The organism is Streptomyces sp. AF1A (assembly GCF_047340315.1).
Taxonomy (GTDB): Bacteria; Actinomycetota; Actinomycetes; order Streptomycetales; family Streptomycetaceae; genus Streptomyces.
In genome coordinates this window covers 68,790-94,539 of record NZ_JBLEBI010000007.1, presented here as the reverse complement: position 1 = coordinate 94,539, position 25,750 = coordinate 68,790, and the positions used below count along the sequence as shown (strand labels likewise).

23 protein-coding genes and 1 pseudogene are annotated in these 25,750 nt (G+C 72.1%); 13 read left to right on the top strand and 11 right to left on the bottom strand.

Annotated features, from left to right (window positions below):
- The 5 genes and pseudogenes from ACLU3S_RS04205 to ACLU3S_RS04185 all read right to left on the bottom strand — a co-directional run.
- Entirely contained in the window at positions 1–1,695 is a 1,695-nt protein-coding gene (locus ACLU3S_RS04205; RefSeq protein ID WP_413950359.1) for a DUF2264 domain-containing protein, read from the bottom strand.
- 540 nt (positions 1,696–2,235) lie between these two features.
- The gene (locus ACLU3S_RS04200; protein ID WP_413950347.1) at positions 2,236–3,264 is read right to left on the bottom strand and encodes an alpha/beta fold hydrolase; all 1,029 of its coding nucleotides are present in this window, start codon (positions 3,262–3,264) and stop codon (positions 2,236–2,238) included.
- 130 nt (positions 3,265–3,394) lie between these two features.
- Positions 3,395–3,994, bottom strand: a complete 600-nt coding sequence (locus ACLU3S_RS04195; RefSeq protein WP_413950346.1) for a TetR/AcrR family transcriptional regulator — start codon at positions 3,992–3,994, stop codon at positions 3,395–3,397.
- 70 nt (positions 3,995–4,064) lie between these two features.
- The gene (locus tag ACLU3S_RS04190; protein WP_413950345.1) at positions 4,065–5,417 is read right to left on the bottom strand and encodes an MFS transporter; all 1,353 of its coding nucleotides are present in this window, start codon (positions 5,415–5,417) and stop codon (positions 4,065–4,067) included.
- A 97-nt stretch (positions 5,418–5,514) separates the two neighbouring features.
- A pseudogene (locus ACLU3S_RS04185) lies at positions 5,515–5,674 on the bottom strand (MFS transporter); the annotation flags it as partial.
- Between the two features lie 324 nt (positions 5,675–5,998).
- Between ACLU3S_RS04185 and ACLU3S_RS04180 the strand changes: the two are divergent.
- Entirely contained in the window at positions 5,999–7,084 is a 1,086-nt protein-coding gene (locus ACLU3S_RS04180) for an alpha/beta fold hydrolase (RefSeq protein WP_413950344.1), read from the top strand.
- A 295-nt stretch (positions 7,085–7,379) separates the two neighbouring features.
- Positions 7,380–8,327: a homocysteine S-methyltransferase gene (gene mmuM, locus ACLU3S_RS04175; protein ID WP_413950343.1), complete on the top strand. Its 948-nt coding sequence runs from the start codon at positions 7,380–7,382 to the stop codon at positions 8,325–8,327.
- 331 nt (positions 8,328–8,658) lie between these two features.
- Here the strand turns inward: mmuM and ACLU3S_RS04170 are convergent, their stop codons facing one another.
- The 4 genes from ACLU3S_RS04170 to ACLU3S_RS04155 form a co-directional block, all read right to left on the bottom strand.
- Entirely contained in the window at positions 8,659–10,227 is a 1,569-nt protein-coding gene (locus ACLU3S_RS04170; protein WP_413950342.1) for a carboxylesterase/lipase family protein, read from the bottom strand.
- Between the two features lie 420 nt (positions 10,228–10,647).
- Complete coding sequence (locus tag ACLU3S_RS04165; protein ID WP_413950341.1) at positions 10,648–10,917, bottom strand: hypothetical protein; 270 nt, start codon at positions 10,915–10,917, stop codon at positions 10,648–10,650.
- Positions 10,914–11,777: an isocitrate lyase/PEP mutase family protein gene (locus ACLU3S_RS04160; RefSeq protein ID WP_413950340.1), complete on the bottom strand. Its 864-nt coding sequence runs from the start codon at positions 11,775–11,777 to the stop codon at positions 10,914–10,916. Before ACLU3S_RS04160 ends, ACLU3S_RS04165 begins: the two co-directional genes overlap by 4 nt.
- Positions 11,778–11,932: 155 nt before the next feature.
- The gene (locus ACLU3S_RS04155) at positions 11,933–12,589 is read right to left on the bottom strand and encodes a ThuA domain-containing protein (protein WP_413950339.1); all 657 of its coding nucleotides are present in this window, start codon (positions 12,587–12,589) and stop codon (positions 11,933–11,935) included.
- 167 nt (positions 12,590–12,756) lie between these two features.
- Here ACLU3S_RS04155 and ACLU3S_RS04150 point away from each other — a divergent pair, with 167 nt between their 5' ends.
- Positions 12,757–13,158 carry a VOC family protein gene (locus tag ACLU3S_RS04150; RefSeq protein ID WP_413950338.1) on the top strand — a complete coding sequence of 134 codons (402 nt, stop codon included), beginning with the start codon at positions 12,757–12,759 and terminating at the stop codon, positions 13,156–13,158.
- Here the strand turns inward: ACLU3S_RS04150 and ACLU3S_RS04145 are convergent.
- Positions 13,141–13,824, bottom strand: coding sequence for a helix-turn-helix domain-containing protein (locus ACLU3S_RS04145; RefSeq protein ID WP_413950337.1), 684 nt, complete (start codon positions 13,822–13,824; stop codon positions 13,141–13,143). The genes ACLU3S_RS04150 and ACLU3S_RS04145 overlap by 18 nt on opposite strands.
- Positions 13,825–14,353: 529 nt before the next feature.
- Complete coding sequence (locus ACLU3S_RS04140; RefSeq protein WP_413950336.1) at positions 14,354–15,616, bottom strand: YihY/virulence factor BrkB family protein; 1,263 nt, start codon at positions 15,614–15,616, stop codon at positions 14,354–14,356.
- Positions 15,617–15,768: 152 nt separating this feature from the next.
- On the opposite strand from ACLU3S_RS04140, the gene ACLU3S_RS04135 reads away from it, so the two are divergent.
- The 10 genes from ACLU3S_RS04135 to cysD all read left to right on the top strand — a co-directional run bounded on the left by ACLU3S_RS04135 (position 15,769) and on the right by cysD (position 25,749).
- A complete protein-coding gene (locus tag ACLU3S_RS04135; RefSeq protein ID WP_413950335.1) occupies positions 15,769–17,406 on the top strand; it encodes an acyl-CoA dehydrogenase family protein in 1,638 nt (545 codons plus the stop codon).
- A gap of 327 nt (positions 17,407–17,733) precedes the next feature.
- Entirely contained in the window at positions 17,734–19,035 is a 1,302-nt protein-coding gene (locus tag ACLU3S_RS04130) for a GAF domain-containing protein (protein ID WP_413950334.1), read from the top strand.
- Between the two features lie 139 nt (positions 19,036–19,174).
- On the top strand, positions 19,175–20,509 hold the full coding sequence (locus tag ACLU3S_RS04125) for a hypothetical protein (RefSeq protein ID WP_413950333.1): 1,335 nt from the start codon (positions 19,175–19,177) through the stop codon (positions 20,507–20,509).
- A 188-nt stretch (positions 20,510–20,697) separates the two neighbouring features.
- Positions 20,698–21,270: a GNAT family N-acetyltransferase gene (locus tag ACLU3S_RS04120; protein WP_413950332.1), complete on the top strand. Its 573-nt coding sequence runs from the start codon at positions 20,698–20,700 to the stop codon at positions 21,268–21,270.
- Positions 21,271–21,397: 127 nt separating this feature from the next.
- On the top strand, positions 21,398–21,481 hold the full coding sequence (locus ACLU3S_RS04115) for a putative leader peptide (RefSeq protein ID WP_310739661.1): 84 nt from the start codon (positions 21,398–21,400) through the stop codon (positions 21,479–21,481).
- Positions 21,482–21,607: 126 nt separating this feature from the next.
- Complete coding sequence (locus tag ACLU3S_RS04110; RefSeq protein ID WP_413950331.1) at positions 21,608–23,308, top strand: nitrite/sulfite reductase; 1,701 nt, start codon at positions 21,608–21,610, stop codon at positions 23,306–23,308.
- Entirely contained in the window at positions 23,305–23,487 is a 183-nt protein-coding gene (locus tag ACLU3S_RS04105; protein ID WP_413950330.1) for a hypothetical protein, read from the top strand. The genes ACLU3S_RS04110 and ACLU3S_RS04105 overlap by 4 nt, the downstream gene beginning before the upstream one ends.
- Entirely contained in the window at positions 23,484–24,194 is a 711-nt protein-coding gene (locus ACLU3S_RS04100; protein WP_413950329.1) for a phosphoadenylyl-sulfate reductase, read from the top strand. The genes ACLU3S_RS04105 and ACLU3S_RS04100 overlap by 4 nt, the downstream gene beginning before the upstream one ends.
- A gap of 86 nt (positions 24,195–24,280) precedes the next feature.
- Positions 24,281–24,817, top strand: a complete 537-nt coding sequence (cysC, locus tag ACLU3S_RS04095) for an adenylyl-sulfate kinase (RefSeq protein ID WP_413950328.1) — start codon at positions 24,281–24,283, stop codon at positions 24,815–24,817.
- A complete protein-coding gene (gene cysD, locus ACLU3S_RS04090) occupies positions 24,814–25,749 on the top strand; it encodes a sulfate adenylyltransferase subunit CysD (RefSeq protein ID WP_413950327.1) in 936 nt (311 codons plus the stop codon). The genes cysC and cysD overlap by 4 nt, the downstream gene beginning before the upstream one ends.
- Position 25,750 lies beyond the last annotated feature (1 nt).

Below are 25,750 nucleotides of genomic sequence, written 5' to 3'. Positions count from 1 at the left end.
TCACACCCCCACGGCGACGTCTGCGCCGCGGCCGTCCAGCCGGACCCGGAACACGGGTCCCCCGCTCCAGCGGACCTCCAGCGCCCCCGGCCCGTCCCCCCGTACCGCCACCAGGTCCGCGAGCGGCGCCGGATCGGGCTCCCCGGTCAGCCGGGCCAGCGCGGCGAACAGCGTGGGGCCGGCGCCGGTCGTGCCGGTGAGCGCGTCGGACAGGCCGACGGCGGGCAGCAGTTCGGCCCGCTCGCCGCCCCTGCCCGCGGGCCAGCCGGTGACCCTGACCGGCGTGCCGGGGGCCGCGCCCGCCACCAGGTGGATGCGCACCTCCGCCGCGCCCCGGGCCAGCACCGCGCAGGTGACGGTGATCCCGTCGCGCACGGTGTGCCGGGACGCGGCCCAGCCCTCGCCCGTGCCGAGCGGCTCGATCCCGGTGCGAGCCGGATCGCCGCCCACGAAAACGCTGTTGTCGTACGAGGGTGCGGGCCCGGTGGCGGTGGAGTAGCCGAGCCGGGTGTAGTACGGGTCGTAGCGGACGTCCTCGCTGCCGTGGTTGTGCAGCCGGACCAGGCCGTCCGAACGGGTGGACTGCAGCAGCCAGTTGGGAGCCGGCAGGGGTCGCACCTCGTCGGCCCGCTCGACCGGGGCGGGCTCCTCCGGCGCGGTCCACACCTCGTGCTCGGGCGGCAGCAGCAGGCCGAGGAAGCCCTTGCTCGCCCAGTACGGGGAGGCGGGGCCCGAGTAGTCCTGCAGCACGGACTCGTCGGGGCCGAGCCAGCCGAGCGACAGCAGGCCCCGCTCGTCGAGCGCGCCGCCGTCGAGGAAGTACCGCAGGGCGCCGGAGGCCAGCCGGCGGGTCTCGCCCGGGGACAGCGGGGTGTGCCCGGTGAGCGCCCCGAGCCAGAGCGGGGCCGTGGTCGCGAAGCGGTAGGTCAGGGAACGGCCCTGGTGCACCGGGGCGCCGTCGCCGCCGAACAGGCGGGCGTAGCCGGCGAGGTGGCGGGACAGCCGCTCGCCGTACCGGGACAGCAGTTCCGCGTCGTCGGCCAGCCACGCGTGGAGCACCGGGTACAGGTGCATCGCCCAGCCGTTGTAGTAGTCGAACTTGCGGCCGTCGCCGTCGGTGTACCAGCCGTCGCCGGCGTACCAGCCCTCGATGCGCTCCAGCCCCCGGTCGATCGCCTTGCGGGCCGCTTCCTCCCGGTGACCGGTCTCCGCGAGGAAGCCGCCGACGGTGACCGGGAACAACTCCCAGTTGCACGGCCAGGGTTCGGCGGTGAGCGCGTCGGCCAGCCAGTCGGCCGTGCGCTCGCGCACGGAGTCGTCCAGGCGGTCCCACAGCAGCGGCCGGGTCAGCCGCAGGGCGAGGGCGACCGAGGCGGCCTCCACGAGGGGCTGACTGCGGTCCGCGACGCGCGGCCAGACACCGCCGGGGCCGGCCGCGAGGCCGTCGGCGTACCGGCCGAGCACGGTCTCGTCCCGGCGGAAGGCGGCCAGCAGGAGCGTGCGGGCGTACCCCTCCAGACCGTCCGAGAGGCGGCCGGAGCGGCTCTCGTGGTCACCGGGGAGGTGGTAGAGGGCGCGGTCCGGGGTGGCGCACGGCTCGACGGCGGCCAGCAGGGCGTCGGCCGTGGCCTCCCAGTGGGCGCGGGTGTAGCCGGTGTACGGGCTTCGGGCGCGGTCGTCGGCGGGCAGTCGCAGCACGGCGGTCGGTCCCCCTTCCTGGCGGGGCCTGGGACGCCCCGGCTTTGGTCGGGACGCCCCAGGAGTTCGTCCCTCCCCGTCGGCCCCCGGGGGACGGTATCGCGCCGGCACAAGCGCTTTCCAGAAGGGGGCGTCACATCGTCCGCAAACCGGCCGTGCAGACGCCGAAGCCGTTCCCCGTGCGTGCACGGGCGTTCCGGCGGGCCGCCGGTTCCCCCGCTCCACCAGCGTCGTGGCCTGAGCCCACGTCCCTTGGCGGGACGGCCGGTTCCCCGCCTCGACCAGGACCTGTCCGGCCGATCGTGCGAGCACTCGGCGTGCGGGTCGTTGCTGTGGAGGCGGGGCGACTTCAGTGCTGCCGCGTGAGAACGACTGCGGCCGTCTCTGCTTGATACGGCTGACCCTTCCGTGCCGGCGCCGGGTCCCCGGACATCCCCGGGGGCCCGGCGCCGCATCCGCCATCCTGCGGTGAGCTGCCATCAGCGCATACCGGGAGCGTCGAGTGCCGCGCGCCGGTCCGGGCCGATGACCGTGAGGCTACTTCTGCAGGAAGGATTCCAGCATGGCCGTCAGTTCCTGCGGCTTCTCCTCGGTCACGAAGTGTCCTGAATTCTTCAGCACGCGTCCGGTGACGTTCACGGCGTATTCACGCGCTTGGTCGGCGATCACATTGCCGAAGGAGTCCTGCCCGCCGATGGCGAGGACGGGCATCTTCAGTTTGCCCTGTGCCCGGAACTCGTTGTCCTGCTGAACGTTCGCGCGGATCTGACGGTAGATACTCATCCACGCCTTCGTGCGGCCGGGTTCCTTCAGGAAGTGGGCGTAGTAGTCATAGTCCGATGGCGTGAACGCCGACTTGTTGGCCGGTGCCATGTACTCAGCGATCAGAGCATGGACGAGGTCACGCTCGTGACCGGCGATGAGCTGTTCGGCGACAGGCAGCTGAAACATGCCCCAGTGCCACGGCGTGGGCTTCTTGGGGTCGGCGTTCAGAGCGGGGTAGGTGAAGTAGCTGTCGTCCGCGATGGGGGCTTCCATCACGGCCATGCGGCGTACCTCCGACGGCCACTGCGCCGCGTAGGCGTAGGCGACCCACACACCGACATCGTGGCCGACCACCTGGACGCCCTTGTTGAGTCCCAGCTGCTTCAGCATCTGGTGGACGTCCTTGGCCAGTTGTGCGGCCTGGTAGCCACTCTTGGTGACCTGCGAGTCGCCTGTGCCGCGCAGGTCGACGGCGATCACGGTGTGAGTCCTGGAGAGCGGGCCCATCTGGTGCCGCCACTCGGCCCACGTCTGAGGGAACCCGTGGATCAGCACGACAGGCGAGCCCTTGCCGCCCCGCACATAGTGCATGCGGAAGCCATCCACCTCCGCGTACTGGGACCGAAAACCAGCGGGTGGCCTTGCCTGCGGATAGCTCGACGGCGACGGCGCAGCCGTCGAGCCAGGCCGGTGACTTGCGCCCCATGCTCCGGAGCCCGAGGTGAAGGAGATCGCCAGGACAGCCATCAACGTCGCGATGAGCGCGATGATCCTTTTGGTCTTTCCGATTCCGATGGTCATTGGTGCACCTACTTGGAGTCGGTATCTCGTCATCCGTCATCAGACGTGTGAGATACGATTTCTCCCCCCTCGGTGCGGTACTGCACTTACCGAAGATTTCGTACCGCAGGTCTTCTGTTGTCCCCCGGAGTCACTGCCCGGCGGGTGCAACCGTCAGGAGGGGTGCGGCATCCAGCAGGACGGCCGCGGCGGCGCGCGCGGTCGTGGCCGCGGTGGGGTCACGGTCCATGCGTGCGGACTGTTCCGCGCCGTCGTACAGCTGGTGGAGTTGACGGGCCAGCGTGTCGGGGTCGGCGTACCCGGATGCGGTGGCCAGTTCGGTGAACAGGCCGCGCAGCCACGCGCGGTAGGTGTCGGCCACCTTGCGGACGGCGCTGTCCTCGGCCATTTCGGCGGAAGCCCGCGCAAAGGGGCAGCCATTGAACCGAGGGTCTGTGAGTACCTCGCCCAGCGCGTCGAAGACGCCGAGCAGCCGCTCGCGCGGAGTGCGGAAACGCCTCAGGGTGCGGGCGATGTGGTCCTTCCTGCGCTCGAAGCGGAGTTCGAGGTAGGCGCAGACAAGGCCTTCCTTGTTTTTGAAGGTGTTGTACAGCGACGCCTTGGCCACCCCGGCGTGTTCGATCACGCGGTCGATGCCGACGGTCTGCACGCCTTCACTGTAGAAGAGCTCATTGGCCGCCTCGAGCAGCCGCTCGCGTGTGGACGCCCTGCCTGGGATCTTGGTAGCCATGGCCATCTCCTTACGCGTAGACCGTCCTGTCTAACGTAACACGGAATCACCCCACAGTAGACAAATCTGTTCAAGATTTCGCCGAGGAGGGAAGGCACCCCTCTGAGGCCTGCGCCGCGGGCACCGCCTCCGCGATGGGGGCCTCCTGCTGGACCCCCGGTACCCGGTGCGAGCGACGACTGCTGCGCACGAGTCCCGCCAGGGCCGCGAGGGCCAGCACGATGACGGCGATGCCGTACTCCCGGGAGGTCTGCACCAGGCCCCCGCCGTGCACGACCAGCACGCCGGCGATCACGGCCGGAACACCCAGGCCGACGTAGCACACCACGTACAGGAGGGAGAGGATGCCGGCGCGTTCATGCGGCTTGACCTGCGGCACGACGAGCCTGATGCCGCCCTGGAACCCGCTGCCGAAACCGAGGCCGGCTATTGCGGCGCCCGCGAGGAACCCGGCCACGGACGAGGTGCCGCCGCTGCCCGAAGCGATGGACACCAAGGTGATCGCGACACCGGCGATCAGTGCGCCGACGCTGATCAGCATCACGGTCCGCGTTCCGGCGCCGCGCAGTGTCAACGCGGCCAGGCCGGCGAAGCCCGCGACGATGAACAGGGGCATGCTTCCCCACACCGCGGAGGAGGAGTGCACCAGGCTCCGTGTGATGGCCGGCCCCAGTGCCCCGTACAGGCCATTCAGCGCCCACGCCGCGAACATGACGGGCGCGGCGATCGCCACCGAGGCCCGCGCCGACCTGGGCAGCTTGAACTCGGGGACCATGCCGGCCAGCGCGCCCGGCTGGCGGCTCACCGTCTCCTTCAGGGCGAGAACGGCCAGCGCCTGCAGAACGAAGACACCGAGCAGCACCGCGTAGACGAGGCGGGTGGGGGCCGGCAGGTACTGCACGATCAAGCCGGAGGCAAGGGCGCCCGACATCGTTCCCAGCAAGGGCGTGAGGGAGTTCAGGAATCCGCCCTTGCGCACGTCGATGTCGAGCATCCCGGCACCGAGCGCACCCACCCCGGCACCCGTGCTCAGCCCCTGCAGGACGCGGGCAGTCATCAAAGCGCCCACATCGCCGGCCGTGATGAACACGATCATGGCCAGCGCCTGCACGATCAGGGCCGCCACGAGGACCGGGCGTCGTCCGACATGGTCGGAGACCTTCCCGAAGAAAAGGAGTGAGGAGAGCACGGCTATCGCGTACACGCCGAAGACGACCGTGATGGTGATGGGCGAGAAGCCCCAGTGCTGCTGGTAGATCGCGTAGACAAGGGTCGGTGCGCTGGAGGAGGCCAGAAGAGAAGTGGTGATGGAGGCCAGCACACCCAGCGAGGCTTTGGGCCCCAGACCCGGGACCCGGCGTCGTGGAGCCGCGTGGATGGGGGGCCGCTTGACCGGAACGTCCGGGGGGGTAGGGCGAGACATGCCCCCATAGTAGACAGACCTGTCTGTTGAGACCAACGGCGCAACCTCGCAAGTTGCGTCCACCGGACCCACCACACCCCGGCCGCCGCGTCCACCACCCGACCGAGACCACCATGGCGACGCCCGCGCCGCGGGCGAGACCGCTGCCGGGCGAGGTCGCGAGCGCGATGGCCGGGGCGACGCCCGCGCAGGAGCCGATGCACCGGAAGGCCTGCTGGGGCACCGGAGCCCATGGCTGCTCGCTGGGCCGGTACGGAATGAGACCCTCCCTCACCCCTCACGGAACGGGCACTAAGACCGATCTGTCTAGCGTGAGAGGGCCCGCTCACCCGACCAGGGAAAGTGATCCAAGATTCGCACATCCCGTTTCGAGCCGTCGCCAAATATGCAGCTCAGGCCGTGCGGACGGCCGTACAGACGCCTCACGGGCCCAAAAATTCACGTTGCCGCTGATTGCGTAGCGTGACATTACGAGTTCGACAAGTAGCGAGCGACGTCCTTCACCATTTCACACCTTGCCCCTGGAAGACAGATCTGTCTAACATGAGGAAGTCCGATTCGCCCTATTGAGGAAGTGACCTATGGGCCGCATCGTGCCGGATTCGACGCATGACGAGAAACAGCTTCAGGAGGGACTCGTGGGTTCCCGAACGTTCCGGAATACAAAGATCAGCAGGATCATCGCGCTCATCGCGGCGCTGGCAGCCGTCCTGACGGGCGCCACGATCGCAAGCACCACAGCATGGAGCCAGAGTCGGGAGCATGGCGCCGGGGCCGGGCACGCGACGTGGCGACAAGCGGAACCGCCCCCCGGTTTCCAGTCCAAGTACGCGGAAGTCAACGGGTTCCGCATGCATTATGTGCGAGGCGGCAAGGGTTCGCCGGTGGTGCTGATCCACGGTTTCCCTCAGACGTGGACCGAGTGGCGGCAGCAAATGGGCCCACTGTCGAAGAAGCACACCGTGATCGCCGTCGACCTGCGTGGCACGGGCAACTCGCAGGTCACCAAGAGCGGTTACTCGATGGCGCAACTGGCCGGGGACGTGCATCAACTGCTGAAGCAGCTGAAGCTGAACAACGGAGTCGAGGTCGTTGGTCATGACGTCGGTTCGTCGGTCAGCTACTTCTACGCGGTCCAGTGGCCGTCGGAGGTGCGCCGCATGGCCGTGATGGAAGCCCCTGTCCCGGACAAGAGCTTCTACAGCATCCCCGCTCTGGAAGCCGACCCGAACAAGCCCTCGGCGTGGCACTTCGGCCTGTTCCAGCTGCCTCTCGCCGAGCAGCTCATCGCCGGCCACGAGCGCGCCTTCGTCAAGGGAATAGTCGGCGAGTACCTGGGGCAGAACAAGTCCGCGTTCACACCGTCCGACTACGACTTCTACGCCCACTACCTGAAGCAGCCGGGGCGTACGACGGCCTGGATGAGCGTGTACCGCCAGTTCCGCGAAGACATCCGCCAGAACGCGAAGTTCGCGGCCAAAGGCAAGCTGAAGATGCCCATCCTGGCGATCGGCGGCTCGCAGTCGTTCGGTGAAGCCATTCCTGCCCAGTGGCGCAAGTACGCGGTGAACGTCGACGGCCGGGTCCTTGAGGGCTCGGGGCACTGGGTGACGGAGGAGAAGCCGCAGGAACTGACAGCCCTGCTGCAGTCCTTCCTGAACAAGTAGGCCGGGACACACCCGTCCCGGGCAGCCACAGGCTCCCACGAGACTCCGGCGGTGCCCAGCGGTGTCGCCGGAGTCGTGTTGTCGTGCGGAGCTGATGTCGGTAACTCAGCCGGAGAATCCCCTCCTTGAGGCTGTGCCCACAGGCAGGTCTCAGGGGTCTGATGGATCTCTCCGGAGTTGGCCTGAACAGGTCTGTCTCAAGGACAGGTGATAAACCATGGCGGCCAAGGTGTCTGCGCGTGAGCGACTGCTTGAAGCGGCTGACGATCGGCCGGACAGGTCCTAGCGTCGTGGTATGAGCAGCGCCACCTCCTTCCCCAGTTCACCCAGCTTCCCCACCCTGGCCGCGGCCCTCGCCGCCGGGACGGTCGTGCTCGACGGCGGCATGTCCAACCAGCTGGAGTCCGCGGGGCACGACCTGAGCGACGAGCTGTGGTCGGCGCGGCTGCTCGCCGAGCGGCCGGACGCGGTCATCGAGGCGCACCTCGCCTACTTCCTCGCGGGTGCGAGCGTGGCGATCACCGCCAGCTACCAGGCCACGTTCGAGGGCTTCGCACGGCGCGGCATCGGTCACGAGGAGGCCGCGCGGCTGCTCGCGCTGAGCGTCGAACTGGCCCGCGAGGGCGCCGGGCGGGCCGCCGCGGCGGGCGTCGGGCGCCCGCTGTGGGTGGCGGCTTCGGCGGGGCCGTACGGGGCGATGCTCGCGGACGGCTCCGAGTACCGGGGCCGGTACGGGCTGAGCGTGGCCGAGCTGGAGCGGTTCCACCGCCCGCGGCTCGAGGTGCTGGCCGCCGCCGCGCCGGACGTCCTCGCGCTGGAGACCGTCCCGGACACCGACGAGGCGACCGCGCTGCTCCGGGCAGTGCGCGGGCTCGGTGTCCCGGCCTGGCTGTCGTACACGGTCGACGGTCGGCGCACCCGCGCCGGTCAGCCGCTGGAGGAGGCCTTCGCCCTGGCCGCCGGCGTCGACGAGGTGATCGCGGTGGGCGTGAACTGCTGCTCCCCCCGCGACGTGGCACCGGCCGTGGAGATCGCCGCGCGGGTCACCGGCAAGCCGGTCGTGGTCTACCCCAACAGCGGAGAGGCCTGGAACGCCGAAACCCGCGCCTGGGACGGGCGCACCTCCTTCGACACCGGACAGGTCGAGGCGTGGCGCGCGAAGGGGGCCCGGCTGATCGGCGGCTGCTGCCGCGTGGGGCCGGAGACGATCGCCTCCATCGCGAGGACGCTGGACGCGGCCTGAGCCGTTCGCCGCGCTCCCTCACCGAACGGAACCAGGGTGCCGGGGCCGGGCAACGTCCCTCCAGGGAAGCACCGTCCATGACGCGGGGCACGCACCGACGGCCGCTCACTTCCGCGCTGTCCTGACGAGGCCGGACGCGGCGACCCCGCCCGGTCGGCCCAGGCCCTCACCCGGGGAGGCGGGGACACGCCCGGCCCCAGCCTCGGACTGGCGTGGCGCCATGGAGGGGCGTGCGGGCCCAGCCTTGCACCGGCATGCCGCCGGGGAAGGGCGTGCGCCTGCTGGTTCAAGAGGCGCGCATCACCGGCCGGTCCGCCGTACCCGCGCCCTGTCAGCGGCGCAGTGTGCCGACCGAGCGACGCAGGCGGCGCATGGCGGAGGCCAGTTCCGCGCCGGGGGCGCGGGGGACGGAGGCCGGGCGCGGTTGCGGCGGGGTGGGCGCGGCCGACCAGAGGGCGATCTCCGCGTCCCGGGGGCCGTATGCGGTGTACGGGGCACCGTCGCCGAAGATCCGTACGGGGTGCGTGGCGTCCCAGGCCGGCCAGCCGGGGTCGCCGGTCGTCGCGAACCGGACCCAGGCCGAGTGCATCGCGTCGCACAGCTCCTGCGGGGCGCCCACGCCGGCCAGCTTCTGCGACTCCGGGCTGTCGCCGCTGTCGAACACGAAGCCCAGCTCCAGGGCGTGGCATGCGCCGAGCCCGGGCAGGAGCGACGGCCAGGCGAACTCGTAGAGGTAGGAGTTGCCGGCGCGCGCGTCGGCGAGGCGGTGCAGCGGGATGCGCAGCAGGTGGTCGGTGACCATCTGGCCGACGATCTCGGCGGCGCCGGCGTCGGGGCGCAGGGCGCGGTAGCCGCGCGGTACCTCGTGACCGGTGTGGCAGCGGGCCATGGCCCCGGCGAGCGCGACGGCGCCGAGCCGGTCGACGCGCTCGACCAGTCCGCCGGGCACCAGCCAGAGCCGGTACTCGTCCCGGGTCCAGCCCATGAGCAGTTCCACGCCCGGGGCGGCCTCGCCGTCGATCAGGGCCTTGAGCGGGTCCCGGGGCACCAGGTCACCGTCCACGACGATGCCGAACGCGGGGCCGCCCAGCACCGGGCTGCTCAGCCGGCCGACCTCGGCCTGGGTGCGCAGCAGCTGGTCGCGGTCGACGTCGGCGAACGCCGTCGCGGTGGCCGGGATCTTCAGCCGGGCCGCCATGCGGCGCACCATGCGGCGCACCTTGTCCCGCTCCGAGACCTCCGGCGGGCCGCTCTGCAGCACCCCCCGCCGGACCAGGCCCCGGGTGTGGGGCGAGGCGAGCAGGGCGCCGGCGCTGATCGCGCCGGCCGACTGGCCGCACAGGGTGACGCGGTCCGGGTCGCCGCCGAAGGCCCCGATCGCCTCGTGCACCCAGCGGAGCGCGGCGAGCTGGTCGCGCAGGCCGGGGTTGGGCGGCGCGTCCGGGAACAGGCCGAACCCCTCGACGCCCAGCCGGTAGTTGACCGAGACGCAGACGACGCCGTCGCGGGCGAAGGAGCTGCCGTCGTACACGGGCACCGCCGAGGAGCCCCGGGTCAGCGCGCCGCCGTGCAGCCACACCAGGACCGGCAGCCGGGCCCCGGGGTCGGGCGAGGGCGTCCATACGTTGAGGTTGAGACAGTCGTCGCCGGGGATCTCCGGGTCGGACAGGTACTGGGCGAAGGCCTCGGAGTACGGCGGCTTCGGCGCGGTCGGCCCGAAGACGGCCGCGTCGCGCACCCCGTCCCAGGGCTCGGGCGGCTCGGGCGGGCGGAACCGCCGGGGGCCGAACGGCGGGGCGGCGTACGGGACGCCGCGGAACACCGCGATGCCGTGCTCGTACCGGCCGCGTACGGACCCGTGGGGCGTTGCGACCACGGGGCTCGTCCGGTCTGCCGTCATCCGCCCACCAGCCCTTCGCCGCGCACGTGCACTGTTCTCATCAGAGCACCACACCGCCCGGATGTATTCCGGTGCACAGACCCGGGAGTGGGCTGTTCGGTGTAACGGGGTGCCAGGGAAGGCATACCCAGCGTGCGGGACGCATCCCGCGCCGGGCTCTCCGGGACCGGCCGAGGGCCGACGGGCCGGGCCGACCGGGGGCCGACGGGCACTCCCGGACCGACCGGGACCGAGTCCGGGTCCGCCCGGACCGACCAAGGACCGACGGGCACTCCCGGACCGACCGGGACCGAGTCCGGGTCCGCCCGGGCCGATCGGGGGCCGCGTCCGCCCGGCCCCCACAGTCACCGGGGACCGGGCGCGGTGACGGCGGGGTGCCTCCCCCAAGGAGGCGTCCGGTCGTCGCCGCGCCGGGCCGTCTCAGTCCTGCGCGTGCCGGCCGGCGGCCCCGACGATGGCCTCGACCACGTCCACGGCGCTGCCGTCGTGGTCGCTGCCCGCGGTGCCGCTGCCGGTCTGCAGGTTGGCGGCGCGGTCCACCTCCAGCCAGGAGTCGGCGTGCGAGTTGTCGATCACGGTGACCAGGCCGCCGGACGCTGCCGCCGGGCCGGCACCCGCGCCGAGGACCGCCGCGGCGACCGCGGTCGCCCGTGCGAGCTGGGGTACGAGTCCCCCGCCGGTGCGGGTCATACGCCCGCGCCCTCGGGGACGAGCCGCTCGCGGGCGATGTTGCGCTCCAGCAGGCTGGTGGACGCCTTCACGCCGACCCCGCTCGCCGGGTCGACCTCCGGCAGCCGGCCGTCGGCGGCCTTCAGCCGGGCGAGCGCGGAGTCCATCGCCTCGTGGGCGGCGAACAGGCAGGGCGTGCTGTAGATCGCCACGTCGACGCCGAGCGCGGACAGCTCGCCGAGGGAGAGGCGGGGCGACCTGCCGCCGGCGATCTGGTTGAAGAGCAGCGGCTTGTCCTCGACGACCTTGCGGATCCGCTCGATCCACTCGACGCTGCGCACCCCGTCGACGAGCACCACGTCCGCGTCGGTCGCGGCCAGCCGCTCGGCCCGGTGCAGGATGTCGTGCTCGTCGGTGGCGTCCGTACGGGCGACGACCACCAGGTCCTTCCGGGTCTCGAGGATCTGGTGCAGCTTGTCGAGGTACTCCTCCAGCGGCAGCACCTGCTTGCCGTCGGCGTGTCCGCAGCGGCGGGGCCGCTTCTGGTCCTCCAGGATCACGCCGGAGGCGCCGATGCGCTCCAGCCCCTCGACGACGTGGCAGGCGACCTCGGGGTCGACGTACCCGTCGTCGATGTCGACCAGCAGGTGGTGGTGCGGGAACGCGCCCCGCAGCCGCTGGACGAAGGCCACCATGTCGGGCCAGGCGATGAATCCGATGTCCGGCAGCCCGTAGTACGAGGCCGCGAAACCGAAGCCGGAGACGAACATCCCGTCGTAGTGCTGGGCCGCGATCGACGCCGAGTACATGTCGTACACGCCGATCAGCGGTGTGGTCCCGGGCCCGGCGATGCGCTCACGCAGCTTCTTCCCGTAAGTCAAGGTCCGGCTCCTCCTGTGGGTGGGTGACGCGGGACGGGGGCCGCCGCGTCTCGACGCCCTTTGCCAAGACAAGAGCATTCATAGATATGTCCATGGCTGGGAACTTACGCGACCTTTACTCACCCGGACGGCGCAACCGGTTCACCGCAGAAACGTCACTCGACGAGCCGTCCCGCCCAGGCGAACCCGCCGTCCAGGTGGGCCAGGAACGCGGGGTCGCGGTAGGCGTCCGCGGCGTGGCCGAAGGCCGTGTAGAACACCCGTCCGCCCCCTGGTCCCTGTTCGCGGCACCAGGCCAGCGGGTGGTCCGCTCCCATCCCGCCGCCGTCGTACGACGCTTCGTCGGCGCGCAGCAGCACGCGCACCCGGCCGCGCGGGTTCTCGTCGAAGTCGTACCACTCGTCGGTCACGTCCCAGGCGGCGGGCAGGTGCCGGGTCGCCGGGTGGCCCGCGTCCTCGACGAGGGCCCGGCCCGGCTGGTGCGCGGGATGCCGCACGAACCGGGCGCCGAGGAGGGTCCCGAAGTACGGCCAGCCGTACTCGGTGCAGGCGGCCGCGTGCACCCCGGCGAAGCCGCCGCCGGCGTCGACGTACCGCGCGAGCCGGGACCGGCCGGCCGGGGTCAGCACGTCACCGCTGGTGGAGAGGAAGACGACGGCCGCGTAGCCGTCCAGCGGCCGTTCGAGTACCGCAGGGTCCTCGGTGTGCTCGACGGCGAACCGGCCGAGCCCGCGCACGGCGGCGACGGCGGCCGGCAGGGAGTCGTGGCGGTAGTCGGTGGTGCGGGTGTAGAGCAGCAGTCGCGCGGCCATGCGGAGACCCTATGCCGGGCGGCGCCCTTCCTTCCGCGACGTTCGTTCCTTTCCGCGACGTTCTCCCGGCCGGCGGCGGCCTTGAACTCCCGGGTGCGCACGAGGGACCGGCACAAGGTGTCCGATTCCTTCAAGACCGGCCCGGCGCGGCTGCCTACGGTGGCCGCATGACTGCACGATTCGCCCTGATCGGCGTGGTGGTCTCCGACATGGCCGCCTCGCTCGCCTTCTACCGTCGCCTCGGGCTCGTCTTCCCGGAGGGTGCCGAGTCGCAGCCGCACGTCGATGCGGAGCTGCCCGGTGGGGCGACCTTCGCCCTCGACACCGAGGACACCATCCGCTCCTTCCATCCCGCCTGGCGGCCACCGGCCGACGGGGGCCGGGTCTCGCTCGCCTTCCGGTGCGAGGCGCCGGCCGAGGTCGACGCGCTGTACGCGGGCCTGGTGGACGCCGGGTACCACGGGGAGCTGAAGCCGTGGGACGCGTTCTGGGGGCAGCGGTACGCCACCGTGCACGACCCCGACGGCAACGGCGTCGACCTGTTCGCCCCGCTACCCACCGCCGAGTAGCTCTCCGAGCGGCATGCCCGCCAGCTCCCGGACCTCCCGGGCGAGGTGCGGCTGGTCCGCGTACCCGGCGCGGACGGCCGTCTCGGCGTACGGCACGCCGGAGCGGGCCAGGGCCAGCGCCCGCTGCAGGCGCAGGATGCGCGCCAGGGTCTTGGGGCCGTAGCCGAACGCGGCCAGGCACCGGCGGTGCAAGGTGCGGGCGCCGACGCCGAGTTCGCTCGCCGTGACCGCGACCGGGCGGCCCTCGTCCAGGCGGGCCACCAGCCGGTGCAGCAGCGGGTCGGGGGGCGCGGTGTGCGCGGCGCGGTCCAGGGCGATGTCCTCCAGTGCCGTCGCCGGGTCCGGCGCGGCCTCGACGCGGCCGGACAGCCGCCGGACCCGGGCGGCGGGCCACAGGTCCGCCAAGTCCACGCGCCGGTCGCGCAGTTCGTGCGCCGGGACGCCGAGCAGGGCGGGCGCGGTGCCGGGGAAGAAGCGGACGCCCGCCCAGGAGCGGGCCGGGCCCTCGGGCACGTACGGGCGGGTGTCGGGGCCCGCGACCAGCAGCCGGCCCTCGCTCCACAGCAGGTCCATGCAGCCGTCCGGCAGCACGGGCCCGGCGGCGCCGACCGGGGTGTTCGTCCACACCACGGCGCCGGTCAGCCGGGATGCCCGCTCCGCGTACACGGGGGTCAGCGTACGCGGTGCTCCCGAGGCCGGGGAGGGCGTCGACCTCCAGGGGTGGAGCCGCGTGCGGTCGGCGTCCGGTCGGCAGGGCGTCGGCGACCCGTCCGCGTGGGTCGGTGGAGCGGTCGGCCGGGGTCGCGCGGTACACCCCGGACCCGGTGGCGCGCGCCCACGACGCTCATCGGCGCCGACGTGGAGCGCGGCGGGACCAGGGGCCGCCCGCGCGACGCCCTGCCGACCCTCCCCGCCGAGACGTGGCTGCGCCGCTCACCGACCCGCAGGCGCAAGGGGCAAAGACGTGACTCAGCCCGCTCACCGACCCACAGGTCCGAGGGGAAAAGACCTGGCCACATCACCGTCCACCCGCGTCTGCAGCCGCAGCTGCAGCGCCGCGCGGCCGCCCGCCCACCGACCCCCAGGTCCAAGGGGCAAAGACCTGGCTCCGCCCGCCCACCGACCCGCAGGCGCGGGTGGCGGAACCATGCTTGATCGCCGGGTCACCGGGACCGCCGTCACCTCTGCGGCGCCGTCACCCCTGCGGCGGCGGCGTGCCCCCGTCGCCGTGCTCGGGCAGGTGCGGTCCGCTCCCGTTGTCGCAGGGGCGGCCACCGCTCGCCCGGTCCTGCGGCTGCTGCCCCCTGCCCGTGTCCCGCGCCTGCTGTCCGCCCGCCTTGTGCGCGTGCTGCGGGTGTTTCACGTGCGAGCGCAGGCGGGCCGTCACGTCCTCGGGCGGCAGGAACCGGGACCAGCGCTCGGGGAACTCCGAGGGCATGTCGGGGTCGTCCGGGTCGCTCTCGCGGGCCGCCGCGGCCCGGGCGACGTACTCGGCGACCTGGGCCTCGCGCACCCGCTCGTTGGCCGCGCGCGCGGCGGCCGTGGCGGCGGCCGGCCAGACCCGGTCGATCGCGGCGTTGACCGCGGCCCCCACGAGCACGGCGAAGGCCGACACGCCGATCCACAGCAGCACGGCGACGGACGCGGCGAGGGAGCCGTAGATGGTGGCGCCCTCGACGGTGTGCACGAGGTAGATCCGCAGCAGGAAGCTGCCCAGCACCCACATGGCCAGGGCGACGAGGGCGCCGGGTACGTCCTCGATCCACGGGGAGCGGACCGGCACGGAGACGTGGTAGAGGGTCGTCAGGAAGACGATGGACAGGACCATCACGACCGGCCAGTACAGGACCTGCACGACCGTCTCCGACCACGGCACCACCCGCACGACCGCGTCCGGCCCGGCCACCATCAGCGGCAGCGCCACCGAGCCGATCAGCAGGGCCACGATGAACAGCAGGAAGGACATCACCCGCGTCTTGACGATGCCCCGGACGCCGTCGAGGCCGTACATGACGGTGATCGTGTCGATGAACACGTTCACCGCGCGCGAGCCCGACCACAGGGCGAACACGAAGCCGATGGAGATGACGTCGGGCCGGCCGCCCTTCATCACGTCGTGCAGGATCGGCTCGGTGATCTCCTTCACGCCCTTGTCGGACAGCACGGTCCGGGAGGCCTCGAGGATGTTGGTCTCCAGGCTCGTGATGGTGTGGGCGCCGGTCCAGGTGTCGACGTAGGCGAGCAGCCCGATGAGGCACAGCAGCAGCGGGGGCACGGACAGCAGCGTGAAGAACGCCGCCTCGGCCGCGAGGCCCAGGATGCGGTACTCCATGCACGAATTGACGGTGTCCTTGAGCAACAGCCAGGCGGTCCTGCGCTTGGAGACGTTCCGGTAGAGGGCTCGGGCCCGGTGGAGCCGGCCGGCCGGCCGCTCGGGGGTTTCACTTCCTGGCTGCACGACCCAAAGGTATCCGCAGCGGCCGAGGACGCTCACCTCGCGGTGGGCAGGGCGGCCTCTTCGGCTCAGGTGAGCGGGACCGGGGCCGGGCCCGGTGACGTCGTGCCACTCCGGAGGCCATCACCGCCGCCGTCCCGGGTAGGTTCGCAGTCATGGCAGGCACCTCCACCCACACCGTGACGAACCAGCCGCCCCCGCTGGTCGGCTACGACGTCTTCACCGCCGACCGCGCCCTGGTGGAGGCGGTCGAGCGGCACACCCCCGCCGACGTGCTGGACGAGGTGCGCAGCGAGCTGTCCGCGCTCGGCCGGACCTCGGGTTCGGCTCAGGTGCAGGAGTGGGGTGTGCAGGCGAACGAGCATCCGCCCCGGCTGCGCACCCACGACCGGTACGGCCACCGCGTCGACGAGGTCGAGTTCCACCCGGCCTGGCACCGGCTGCTCGGCAAGGGCGTCTCGGCCGGGCTGACCGGGGCCTGGACGCGCCCGGCCGGGCATGTGCGCCGGGCCGCCGGGTTCCTCGTGTGGACCCAGGTCGAGGCGGGCAACTGCTGCCCGCTGTCCATGACCCACGCGGCCGTGCCCGCGCTGCGCACCGACCCGGCGCTCGCCGCCGTGTGGGAGCCGCGGCTCACCTCCACGGTCTACGACCGGGACCTGCGGCCCGCCGGCCGCAAGGCCGGAGCACTCTTCGGCATGGGCATGACCGAGAAGCAGGGCGGCAGCGACGTACGGGCGAACACCACCGCCGCCCGTCCGCTGGCGGAGGACGGCACCTACGCCCTGACCGGGCACAAGTGGTTCTGCTCGGCGCCGATGTCCGACGCGTTCCTGGTGCTGGCCCAGGCCCCCGGCGGCCTGACCTGCTTCCTGGTGCCGCGGGTGCTCGACGACGGCAGCCGCAACGTCTTCCGGATCCAGCGGCTGAAGGACAAACTGGGCAACCGCTCCAACGCCTCCGCCGAGGTCGAGTTCGACGGCACCTGGGCGCGCCGGGTGGGGGAGGAGGGGCGCGGGGTGCGCACCATCATCGGGATGGTCGCAGCGACCCGGCTGGACTGCGCGCTCGGCTCGGCGGGCCTGATGCGGCAGGCGGTGGCGCAGGCGATCCACCACTGCACCCACCGCGAGGCGTTCGGCGGCAGGCTGATCGACAAGCCGCTGATGCGCAACGTCCTCGCCGACCTCGCACTGGAGTCGGAGGCCGCGACCGCGCTCGCGCTGCGGCTGGCGGCGGCCCACGACGACGGGAGCGAGCAGGAGCTCGCCTTCCTGCGGCTGGCCGTGCCCGCCGCCAAGTACTGGATCACCAAGCGGTGCGCACCGGTGGCGGTCGAGGCCGCCGAGTGCCTGGGCGGCAACGGCTACGTCGAGGAGTCCGGCCTGCCCCGGCTGGTGCGCGAGTCGCCCCTGAACTCCGTCTGGGAGGGCGCCGGCAACGTCCAGGCGCTCGACGTGCTGCGCGCGCTGCAACGGGAGCCGGGTGCGCTCGACGCCTGCCTCACCGAGATCGGCCGGGCCCACGGCGCCGACCACCGGCTCGACCGCGCGGTCAAGGGCCTCTTCACCGAACTCGCCGACCTGGAGGGCATGGAGGGCCGCGCCCGTCGCCTGGTCGAACGCCTCGCCCTGGCCCTCCAGGGCTCCCTGCTGGTCCGCCACGCCCCGGCGGAGGTCGCCGACGCCTTCTGCGCCTCCCGCCTGGGCGGCGACCACGGCTCTTCCTTCGGCACCTTGCCGGCGGGCCTGGACCTGACCTACGTGGTGAACCGGGCGAGTCCGGCTTCCTGACAGGCGTGCGCGGACCCGCGCAGGGGCGCGGGGCCGGCGAACCCCAGTAGGGGTGGTGCTGCGCCGACACGGCACCACCCCCACCTCATGGGCCCCTTGAAGCCCCGGACGCGTAACGCGTCGCCGTCAAGTCTCAGCCGTCCGCCGGTGGTTCACCAGGGTTGCAGAGGGTTGCAACTTGTTGGCGCATGTGCGCGGAGTGTGTGCCTCCGGCCTGCCCGTACCGGCAGTATGAGGGGCACAGCCGGACCGGAATCCGCCGCCCGGACGGCTTGACAAGCATGTTCGATGCCCTTCTCCGGGAGGAACCCAGTGGGGAACCCGCCGATGAACGTGGCGCGACTGGCCGCCGTGGATGCGGCGCAGGCGGCGCGGGTGCTGAGCGAGGTACGCGAGGCCACGCTGTCCGGTCAACGTGCGCGGATCGCGCCGCGGCCGGTGATCGAGCAGTCCTGGGGGCGGATGCTGCGCAGCGGCGTCGACCCCGACCGGGACTTCAGGTCCGGGCTGCTGGCCTCCGAGGAAGTGCTGCGCCGGCGCGAGGAGTCGCCGCTCCGGCACGTCCTGCCGGTGCTGCGCGAAGGTCTGCTTTCGGTCGCGGACGTCGCCCAGCACATCATGGTCGTCGCGGACGCCGACGGGCGCGTGCTGTGGCGCGAGGGGTCCCCTTCCGTGCTGCGCAAGGCGGACGGCCTCGGATTTGAACTCGGCGCCGACTGGCGGGAAGACGTCGTCGGCACCAACGGGGTGGGCACCCCGGCGGTCGTACGACGGCCGGTGCAGGTGTTCGCAGGCGAGCACTTCGTGCGCTCGCACACCTCCTGGACGTGCACCGGCGCCCCGATCACCGACCCCAGAGACGGCAGACTGATCGGCGTCGTCGACGTCAGCGGCCCGCTGGAGACCATGCACCCGGCGACCCTCGCCTGGGTGGACGCGGTGGCCAAGCTCGCCGAGGCGCGGCTGCGGGAGCTGCATGTGACCGCGCTCGAGCGCCTGCGCACGGTGGCGGCGCCGGTGCTGGCCCGGCTGGACGGGCGGGCGCTGGTGGTGGACGAGGACGGCTGGGCGGCGGCCGTGACCGGGATGCCGTACCTGCGCCGGGTCACGCTGCCCAAGTCGCTCGCGCCGGGCCGCCGGTGGCTGCCCGCGCTCGGTTCGTGCGCGGTGGAGCCGCTGGCCGGGGGCTGGCTGCTGCGGGCGGACGACGAACCGCCCCCCGCCTGCGCCACCCGCCTGGTGCTGGACCTCGCGCGGCCCGGCCGCTGCAAGGTGACGGTGTCGGCCTCGGCCGGCTCCTGGTCGCGAGAACTCAGCAACCGGCACGCCGAGTTGCTGTTCCTGCTGGCCGAACAGCCCGGCGGGCGCGGGGCGGCGGACCTGGCCGAGGACCTGTTCGGCGACCCCTCACGCACGGTGACGGTACGGGCCGAGATGTCGCGCATCCGGCGCTACCTGGGCGGACTTCTGGAGCACCGGCCGTATCGCATCTCCCAGGCCGCGGAGGTCGAGGTACTGCTGCCCGGCGACCCACGTGACCTGCTGCCCCGGTCGACGGCGCCGGCGGTGGAGCGCAGGCGGGCCGCCATGGCCGGCGCGCGGCCCACGCCGGGCACGCCGGCTCCCTGAGCGTGTCTTCCGCGTATTTGCGGGGTCTTGGCCCTGCGCGGATCGTAACTGCCGTAGCATCCCCTACGGGCCTTCCCAGCTGCTCCTCGGATCAACGTACGGATCAGCAGGCGCAGTTGGCAGGCCCGCGGGAGGAGAGATGAAGCATCGCGGCAGACACCGCAGGCGCAGGCGGGGCGCGGCGCTGCGGGGCGTCCTGACCGGGACCGCGCTGGCGCTCACCGCGGCCGCCACGCTGATCAGCGCTTCCCAGGCCCAGGTCACCGAGAACCCCGGTGCGCTCAAGCCGCTCACCTCCCCCGCGGACACCGCCCGGCTCCGGCTCCAGGAGCGGCTGGTCCCCGCTCGCACCCTGAACCGGCTCGCCGCCTCGATGGGCCGCCCGGTCGGCGTGGACGCCGTGCTGCGGAGCGCCGACCACGGCATGCGCGAGTCCGCCGGCTGCTCCTCCGCGGACCGGGCGACCCTGCCCGTCGCCCCGGCGGCCACCCGCGCCTACTGCTGGGACCGGGCCGACACGGCCGGCACCGGCTGGCGGCCGGCCTCGGTGACCACCTCCGGGGACGCCGACGACGACGGCGTCTGGGGCAGCCATCGCGTCGTCCTCTCCGGCTGGACCCACAGCACCACCGTCGGCCGCCCCGCCGAACGGGGTCTCGCCCGGGTCGCGTTCGTGAACGCCGACGACCCCGCCCGGCTCGCCTACCGCTGGGTTCTGCTGGTCGTCCCGGTGCAGGGCGGCCGGAACTACCGGGGCCTGACCGCCCAGGTCTCCGGAATGGTCTGGTACGAGAACAAGCTGCTGGTCACCACCTCGGCCGGCAGCGCCGACGCGCTGTACGTCTACGACCTCGACCGCATCCAGCGCACCACGGTCGACGGTCCCGGGATCGGCCGGGTGCGCGGCGGCTGGTCCGCCGACGGCTACCAGTACGTGATGCCGACGGTCGGCTCCTACCGCTTCACCGCCGGCCGCTGCGCCTCCGCCGGGCCGCCCTGTCCCGGCGCGCTCGCCCTGGACCGGGGCACGGTGCCCGACAGCCTGGTCGCCGCGGAGTGGACCGCGCCCGACGGCGCGCGCAACGCGCGGCTGTGGCGGTACAGGTTCAGCACGGACCCGGCGCGCGAGGGTCTGCTCGCCACGGACGCCGCGGGGCGGGTGGACGCGACCGAGGCGTACCGGAGCCGGACGGCCGGGATCCGGGGCGTGCTGTCGTACCGGCGCCCCGGGGCGGACGGCACGTCCTGGTATGTGGGACACCTGCCCGGCTCGCGGGACGGACACGGCGGGCTGTGGCGGCAGGACACCGACGGCGCGGACGGGACCCGGTGCGGCGCCGACGCCTCCCACCGCTGCTGGGCCGAGTCCGCGAGCTCGCTGTCGTACTGGCAGGAGACCGGCGAGGTCTGGTCGCTGTCGGACCGCATGCTCTTCGCACTGCCGCTCGCCGAACTCGACCGCTCGATGGGGTGACCGGGCCGGCCGGCGGCAGGCGAACCGCCCGGCGACCGCACCCCCCTGCGACCGGACCGACCGGCGAACCACCCGGCAACCGCACCCCCGTACGACCGGGCCCACCGCCGAACCGGAGGACGTGCGCCTCGCCACGGGGTGACCCGTTCGATCGACAGACCGGGGGGCGGGATGGTTCCCTGGCCCGCATGAGCAGCGTGCCTGTCACCACGTGGTCCCTGGAGCAGACCTCCCCGGCCGACCTCCTGCCCGCCGCGGCGCCGGAGGGTGACGTGCGGATCGTCCGCGCCGAGGTGCCGTCCCCCGAGTTCAGCCGTTTCCTGTACGCCTCGGTCGGCGGCGACATCCGCTGGACCGACCGGCTCGGCTGGACGTACGCGCGGTGGCAGGAGCACCTGGACCGGCCGGGCGTGGAGACGTGGGTGGCCTACGACCGGGGCACCCCGGCCGGCTACGTGGAGCTGGACCCGCAGGACGAGGGCGTGGTCGAGATCGCCTACTTCGGCCTGATCCCCGCCTTCCGGGGCCGCCGCATCGGCGGGCACCTGCTGGCCTACGGCACGGCCCGCGCCTGGGACCTGGCCGAGCGGTGGCCGGGGCGGACGCCGACGAAGCGGGTGTGGCTGCACACGTGCAGCAAGGACGGCGAGTACGCCATGGCCAACTACCAGCGGCGCGGCTTCACGCTGTTCGACACCAAGGTGGAGCTGGAGCCGGAGCTGGCGACGCCGGGGCCGTGGCCCGGCGCGTACCCCGCCTGACCTGGTGGGACAAGCCTTCGCGCACGGTATGTGAGCGACGACACGCCTGTCTCTGATAACGAGACAAGCATGTCCGCATGACGGACGAAGCTGGACTCTGTCCAGATCGCCATGACACGCTTCCGTCATGCCTGGAACTGGAATTGCCTTGGTGAGTCGGCGGCACGTCGACCTCGGCCGCATGTCCAGCGCCATCTGTCCGGCGAGCTGACCGCTCCAGCACCGCCGCGAACCCTCTTTCCCGATCCTCCTTGCGCAACGACGCGCACGCCTGCCCGCGTGCGCGCGTCTGTGCAGGTCAGAGCTGACTCCCCTCGGTCCCGAAGGACGTAGAACCATGGCCGCCACCCCGCAGAACCCTGCCGCCTCAGCGCCCCGCCGCAAGGTGAGCCGTCACCGCGGTGAGGGTCAGTGGGCCGTAGGCCACTTCACCCCGCTCAACGGCAACGAGCAGGTCAAGAAGGACGACGACGGTCTCAATGTGCGGACACGCATTGAGACGATCTACTCCAAGCGCGGCTTCGACTCGATCGACCCGAGCGACCTGCGCGGCCGGATGCGCTGGTGGGGCCTGTACACCCAGCGCAAGCCCGGGATCGACGGCGGCAAGACCGCCGTGCTGGAGCCGGAGGAGCTGGACGACCGCTACTTCATGATGCGGGTGCGCATCGACGGCGGCGCGCTGACAACCGGGCAGCTGCGGGTCATCGGCGAGATCTCCCAGGAGTTCGCGCGCGGCACCGCGGACATCACCGACCGGCAGAACGTCCAGTACCACTGGATCCGGATCGAGGACGTGCCCGAGATCTGGGAGCGACTGGAGGCCGTGGGCCTGTCCACGGTCACCGCCTGCGGTGACACCCCGCGCGTGATGATCGGCTCCCCGGTGGCGGGCATCGCCGAGGACGAGATCATCGACCCCACCCCGGCGCTGGAGGAGATGAAGCGCCGCGTCCTGAACAACAAGGCGTACTCGAACCTCCCCCGCAAGTTCAAGACGGCCATCTCGGGCTCGCCGCTGCTGGACGTGGTGCACGAGATCAACGACGTCGCGTTCGTCGGCGTACGGCACCCCGAGCACGGCCCGGGCTTCGACCTCTGGGTCGGCGGCGGCCTGTCCACCAACCCGAAGCTGGGCGTGCGGCTCGGCGCGTGGGTACCGCTGGAGGAGGTCGCCGACGTCTACGAGGGCGTCGTCTCCATCTTCCGCGACTACGGCTACCGGCGGCTGCGCAACCGCGCCCGCCTGAAGTTCCTGGTCGCCGACTGGGGCCCGGAGAAGTTCCGTCAGGTGCTGGAGGACGAGTACCTGGGAGGGCGCAGGCTGATCGACGGGCCCGCCCCCGAGCAGCCGGTCCAGCAGTGGCGCGACCACATCGGTGTGCACCGGCAGCGGGACGGCCGGTTCTACGTCGGCTTCGCCCCCCGCGTCGGCCGCGTCGACGGCGCCACGCTGACGAAGATCGCCGATCTGGCGGAGGCGCACGGCTCGGGCCGGGTCCGCACCACCGTCGAGCAGAAGATGATCATCCTCGACGTCGCGCAGGACAAGGTGGACTCGCTGGTCGAGGGTCTGGAGGCGCTGGACCTCACCGCCCGGCCGTCCTCCTTCCGGCGCGGCACCATGGCCTGCACCGGCATCGAGTTCTGCAAGCTCGCGATCGTCGAGACCAAGCAGCGCGGTTCCCAGCTGATCGACGAACTCGAGCGCCGGCTGCCGGAGTTCGACGAACCGATCACCATCAACCTCAACGGCTGCCCGAACGCCTGCGCCCGCATCCAGGTCGCGGACATCGGTCTCAAGGGCCAGCTGGTCCTGAACGACCGGGGCGAGCAGGTCGAGGGCTACCAGGTGCACCTGGGCGGCGCGCTCGGCCTGGAGCCGGCCTTCGGCCGCAAGGTGCGGGGCCTGAAGGTCACGGCGGAGGAACTGCCCGACTACATCGAGCGGCTCCTCACGCGCTTCCAGGCCGAACGCGAGGACGGCGAGCGGTTCGCCACCTGGGCGTCCCGCGCCTCCGAGGAGGCGCTGTCGTGAGCGAGCGCGCCGCGCCCTTCTACTGCCCCTACTGCGGCGACGAGGACCTGCGTCCGAACGAGCAGGGTCACGGCGCCTGGGAATGCGCGGCGTGCAACCGCGCCTTCCAGCTGAAGTTCCTCGGACTGCTCGCCCGGGGCCTTCAGCGAGCCGACAACGGAGGGGAAGACGGAATATGACGACGACTCAGCAAGACCGTACGGCCGAGGAGTTGAAGGCACTCGCCGAGCAGGCGGGCCGTGACCTGGAGGACGCCCCGGCGCTGGAGATCCTCCAGTGGGCGGTGGACACCTTCGGCGCGTCGTTCTGCGTCACCTCCTCCATGGAGGACGCCGTGGTCGCCCATCTCGCCTCGCGCGTGCTGAAGGGCGTGGACGTCGTCTTCCTCGACACCGGCTACCACTTCCCGGAGACCATCGGCACCCGCGACGCCGTCGAGGCCGTGATGGACGTCAACGTCATCACCCTCACGCCGAAGCAGACGGTCGCCGAGCAGGACGCCGAGTACGGCACAAGGCTGCACGACCGCGACCCGGACCTGTGCTGCGCGCTGCGCAAGGTCGAGCCGCTCGAAGAGGGCCTGAAGAACTACCAGGCGTGGGCGACCGGCCTGCGCCGCGACGAGTCCCCGACCCGGGCGAACACCCCGGTCGTCGGCTGGGACGAGAAGCGGCAGAAGGTCAAGGTCTCCCCGATCGCCCGCTGGACCCAGGACGACGTGGACGCCTACGTCGCCGAGCACGGAGTGCTCACCAACCCGCTGCTGACGGACGGCTACGCCTCCATCGGCTGCGCCCCCTGCACCCGCAGGGTCCTGGAGGGCGAGGACGCGCGCGCCGGCCGCTGGGCGGGCCGCGCAAAAACCGAGTGCGGGCTGCACGGATGAGCGCGCACACAGCGACTCACACCTCGTCCACAGCTGACGTTGCCACTGCTGGGACGGACACGACCACGGCGATCCAGGAGAACCACGTGACCACCGGAGCCACCGTCTGGCTCACGGGTCTGCCGAGTGCCGGCAAGACCACCATCGCGCACGAGCTGGCCGGCCGGCTGCGCGCCGAGGGCCACCGCGTCGAGGTGCTCGACGGCGACGAGATCCGCGAGTTCATCTCGGCGGGCCTCGGCTTCTCCCGCGAGGACCGGCACACCAACGTGCAGCGCATCGGCTTCGTCGCCGAACTGCTGGCGCGCAACGGCGTCAAGGCGCTGGTCCCGGTGATCGCGCCCTACGCGGACAGCCGGGAGGCGGTGCGCGGGCGGCACGAGGAGAACGGCACGCCGTACCTGGAGATCCATGTGGCGACCCCGGTGGAGGTGTGCAGCGTGCGCGACGTGAAGGGGCTGTACGCCAAGCAGGCCGCGGGCGAGCTGCGCGGGCTCACCGGGGTCGACGACCCGTACGAGGAGCCCAAGGCGCCGGACCTGCGGATCGAGTCGCAGCACCAGACGGTGCAGGAGTCCGCGGCGTCGGTGTACGCCCTGCTGAGCGAGAAGGGACTGGCATGACCACGGTCGCCAAGGTCGAGGAGGGCACGGACAGCCCGTACGCGCTCTCGCACCTGGACGCGCTGGAGTCCGAGGCGGTGCACATCTTCCGCGAGGTGGCGGGCGAGTTCGAGAACCCGGTGATCCTGTTCTCCGGCGGCAAGGACTCGATCGTCATGCTGCACCTGGCGCTGAAGGCGTTCGCCCCGGCGCCGGTGCCGTTCTCGCTGCTGCACGTCGACACCGGGCACAACTTCCCGGAGGTGCTGGAGTACCGCGACCGCACGGTCGCCCGGCACGGGCTGCGGCTGCACGTGGCCTCGGTGCAGGACTACATCGACCGCGGTGTGCTGAAGGAGCGTCCCGACGGCACCCGCAACCCGCTGCAGACCCTCCCGCTGACCGAGAAGATCCAGAGCGAGAGGTTCGACGCCGTGTTCGGCGGCGGCCGCCGGGACGAGGAGAAGGCCCGAGCCAAGGAGCGGGTGTTCTCCCTGCGCGACGAGTTCTCCCAGTGGGATCCGCGCCGCCAGCGGCCCGAGCTGTGGAACCTGTACAACGGCCGGCACGCCCCCGGTGAGCACGTCCGGGTCTTCCCGCTGTCCAACTGGACCGAGCTGGACGTCTGGCAGTACATCGCCCGCGAGGGCATCGAGCTGCCCCAGATCTACTTCGCGCACGAGCGCGAGGTGTTCAAGCGGTCCGGCATGTGGCTGACCGCCGGCGAATGGGGCGGCCCGAAGGACGGCGAGAGCGTCGAGAAGCGCCTGGTGCGCTACCGGACCGTCGGCGACATGTCCTGCACGGGCGCCGTCGACTCCGACGCCACCACGCTGGACGCCGTGATCGCCGAGATCGCCGCCTCCCGGCTCACCGAGCGGGGCGCGACCCGCGCCGACGACAAGCTCTCCGAGGCCGCGATGGAAGACCGCAAGCGCGAGGGGTACTTCTAAG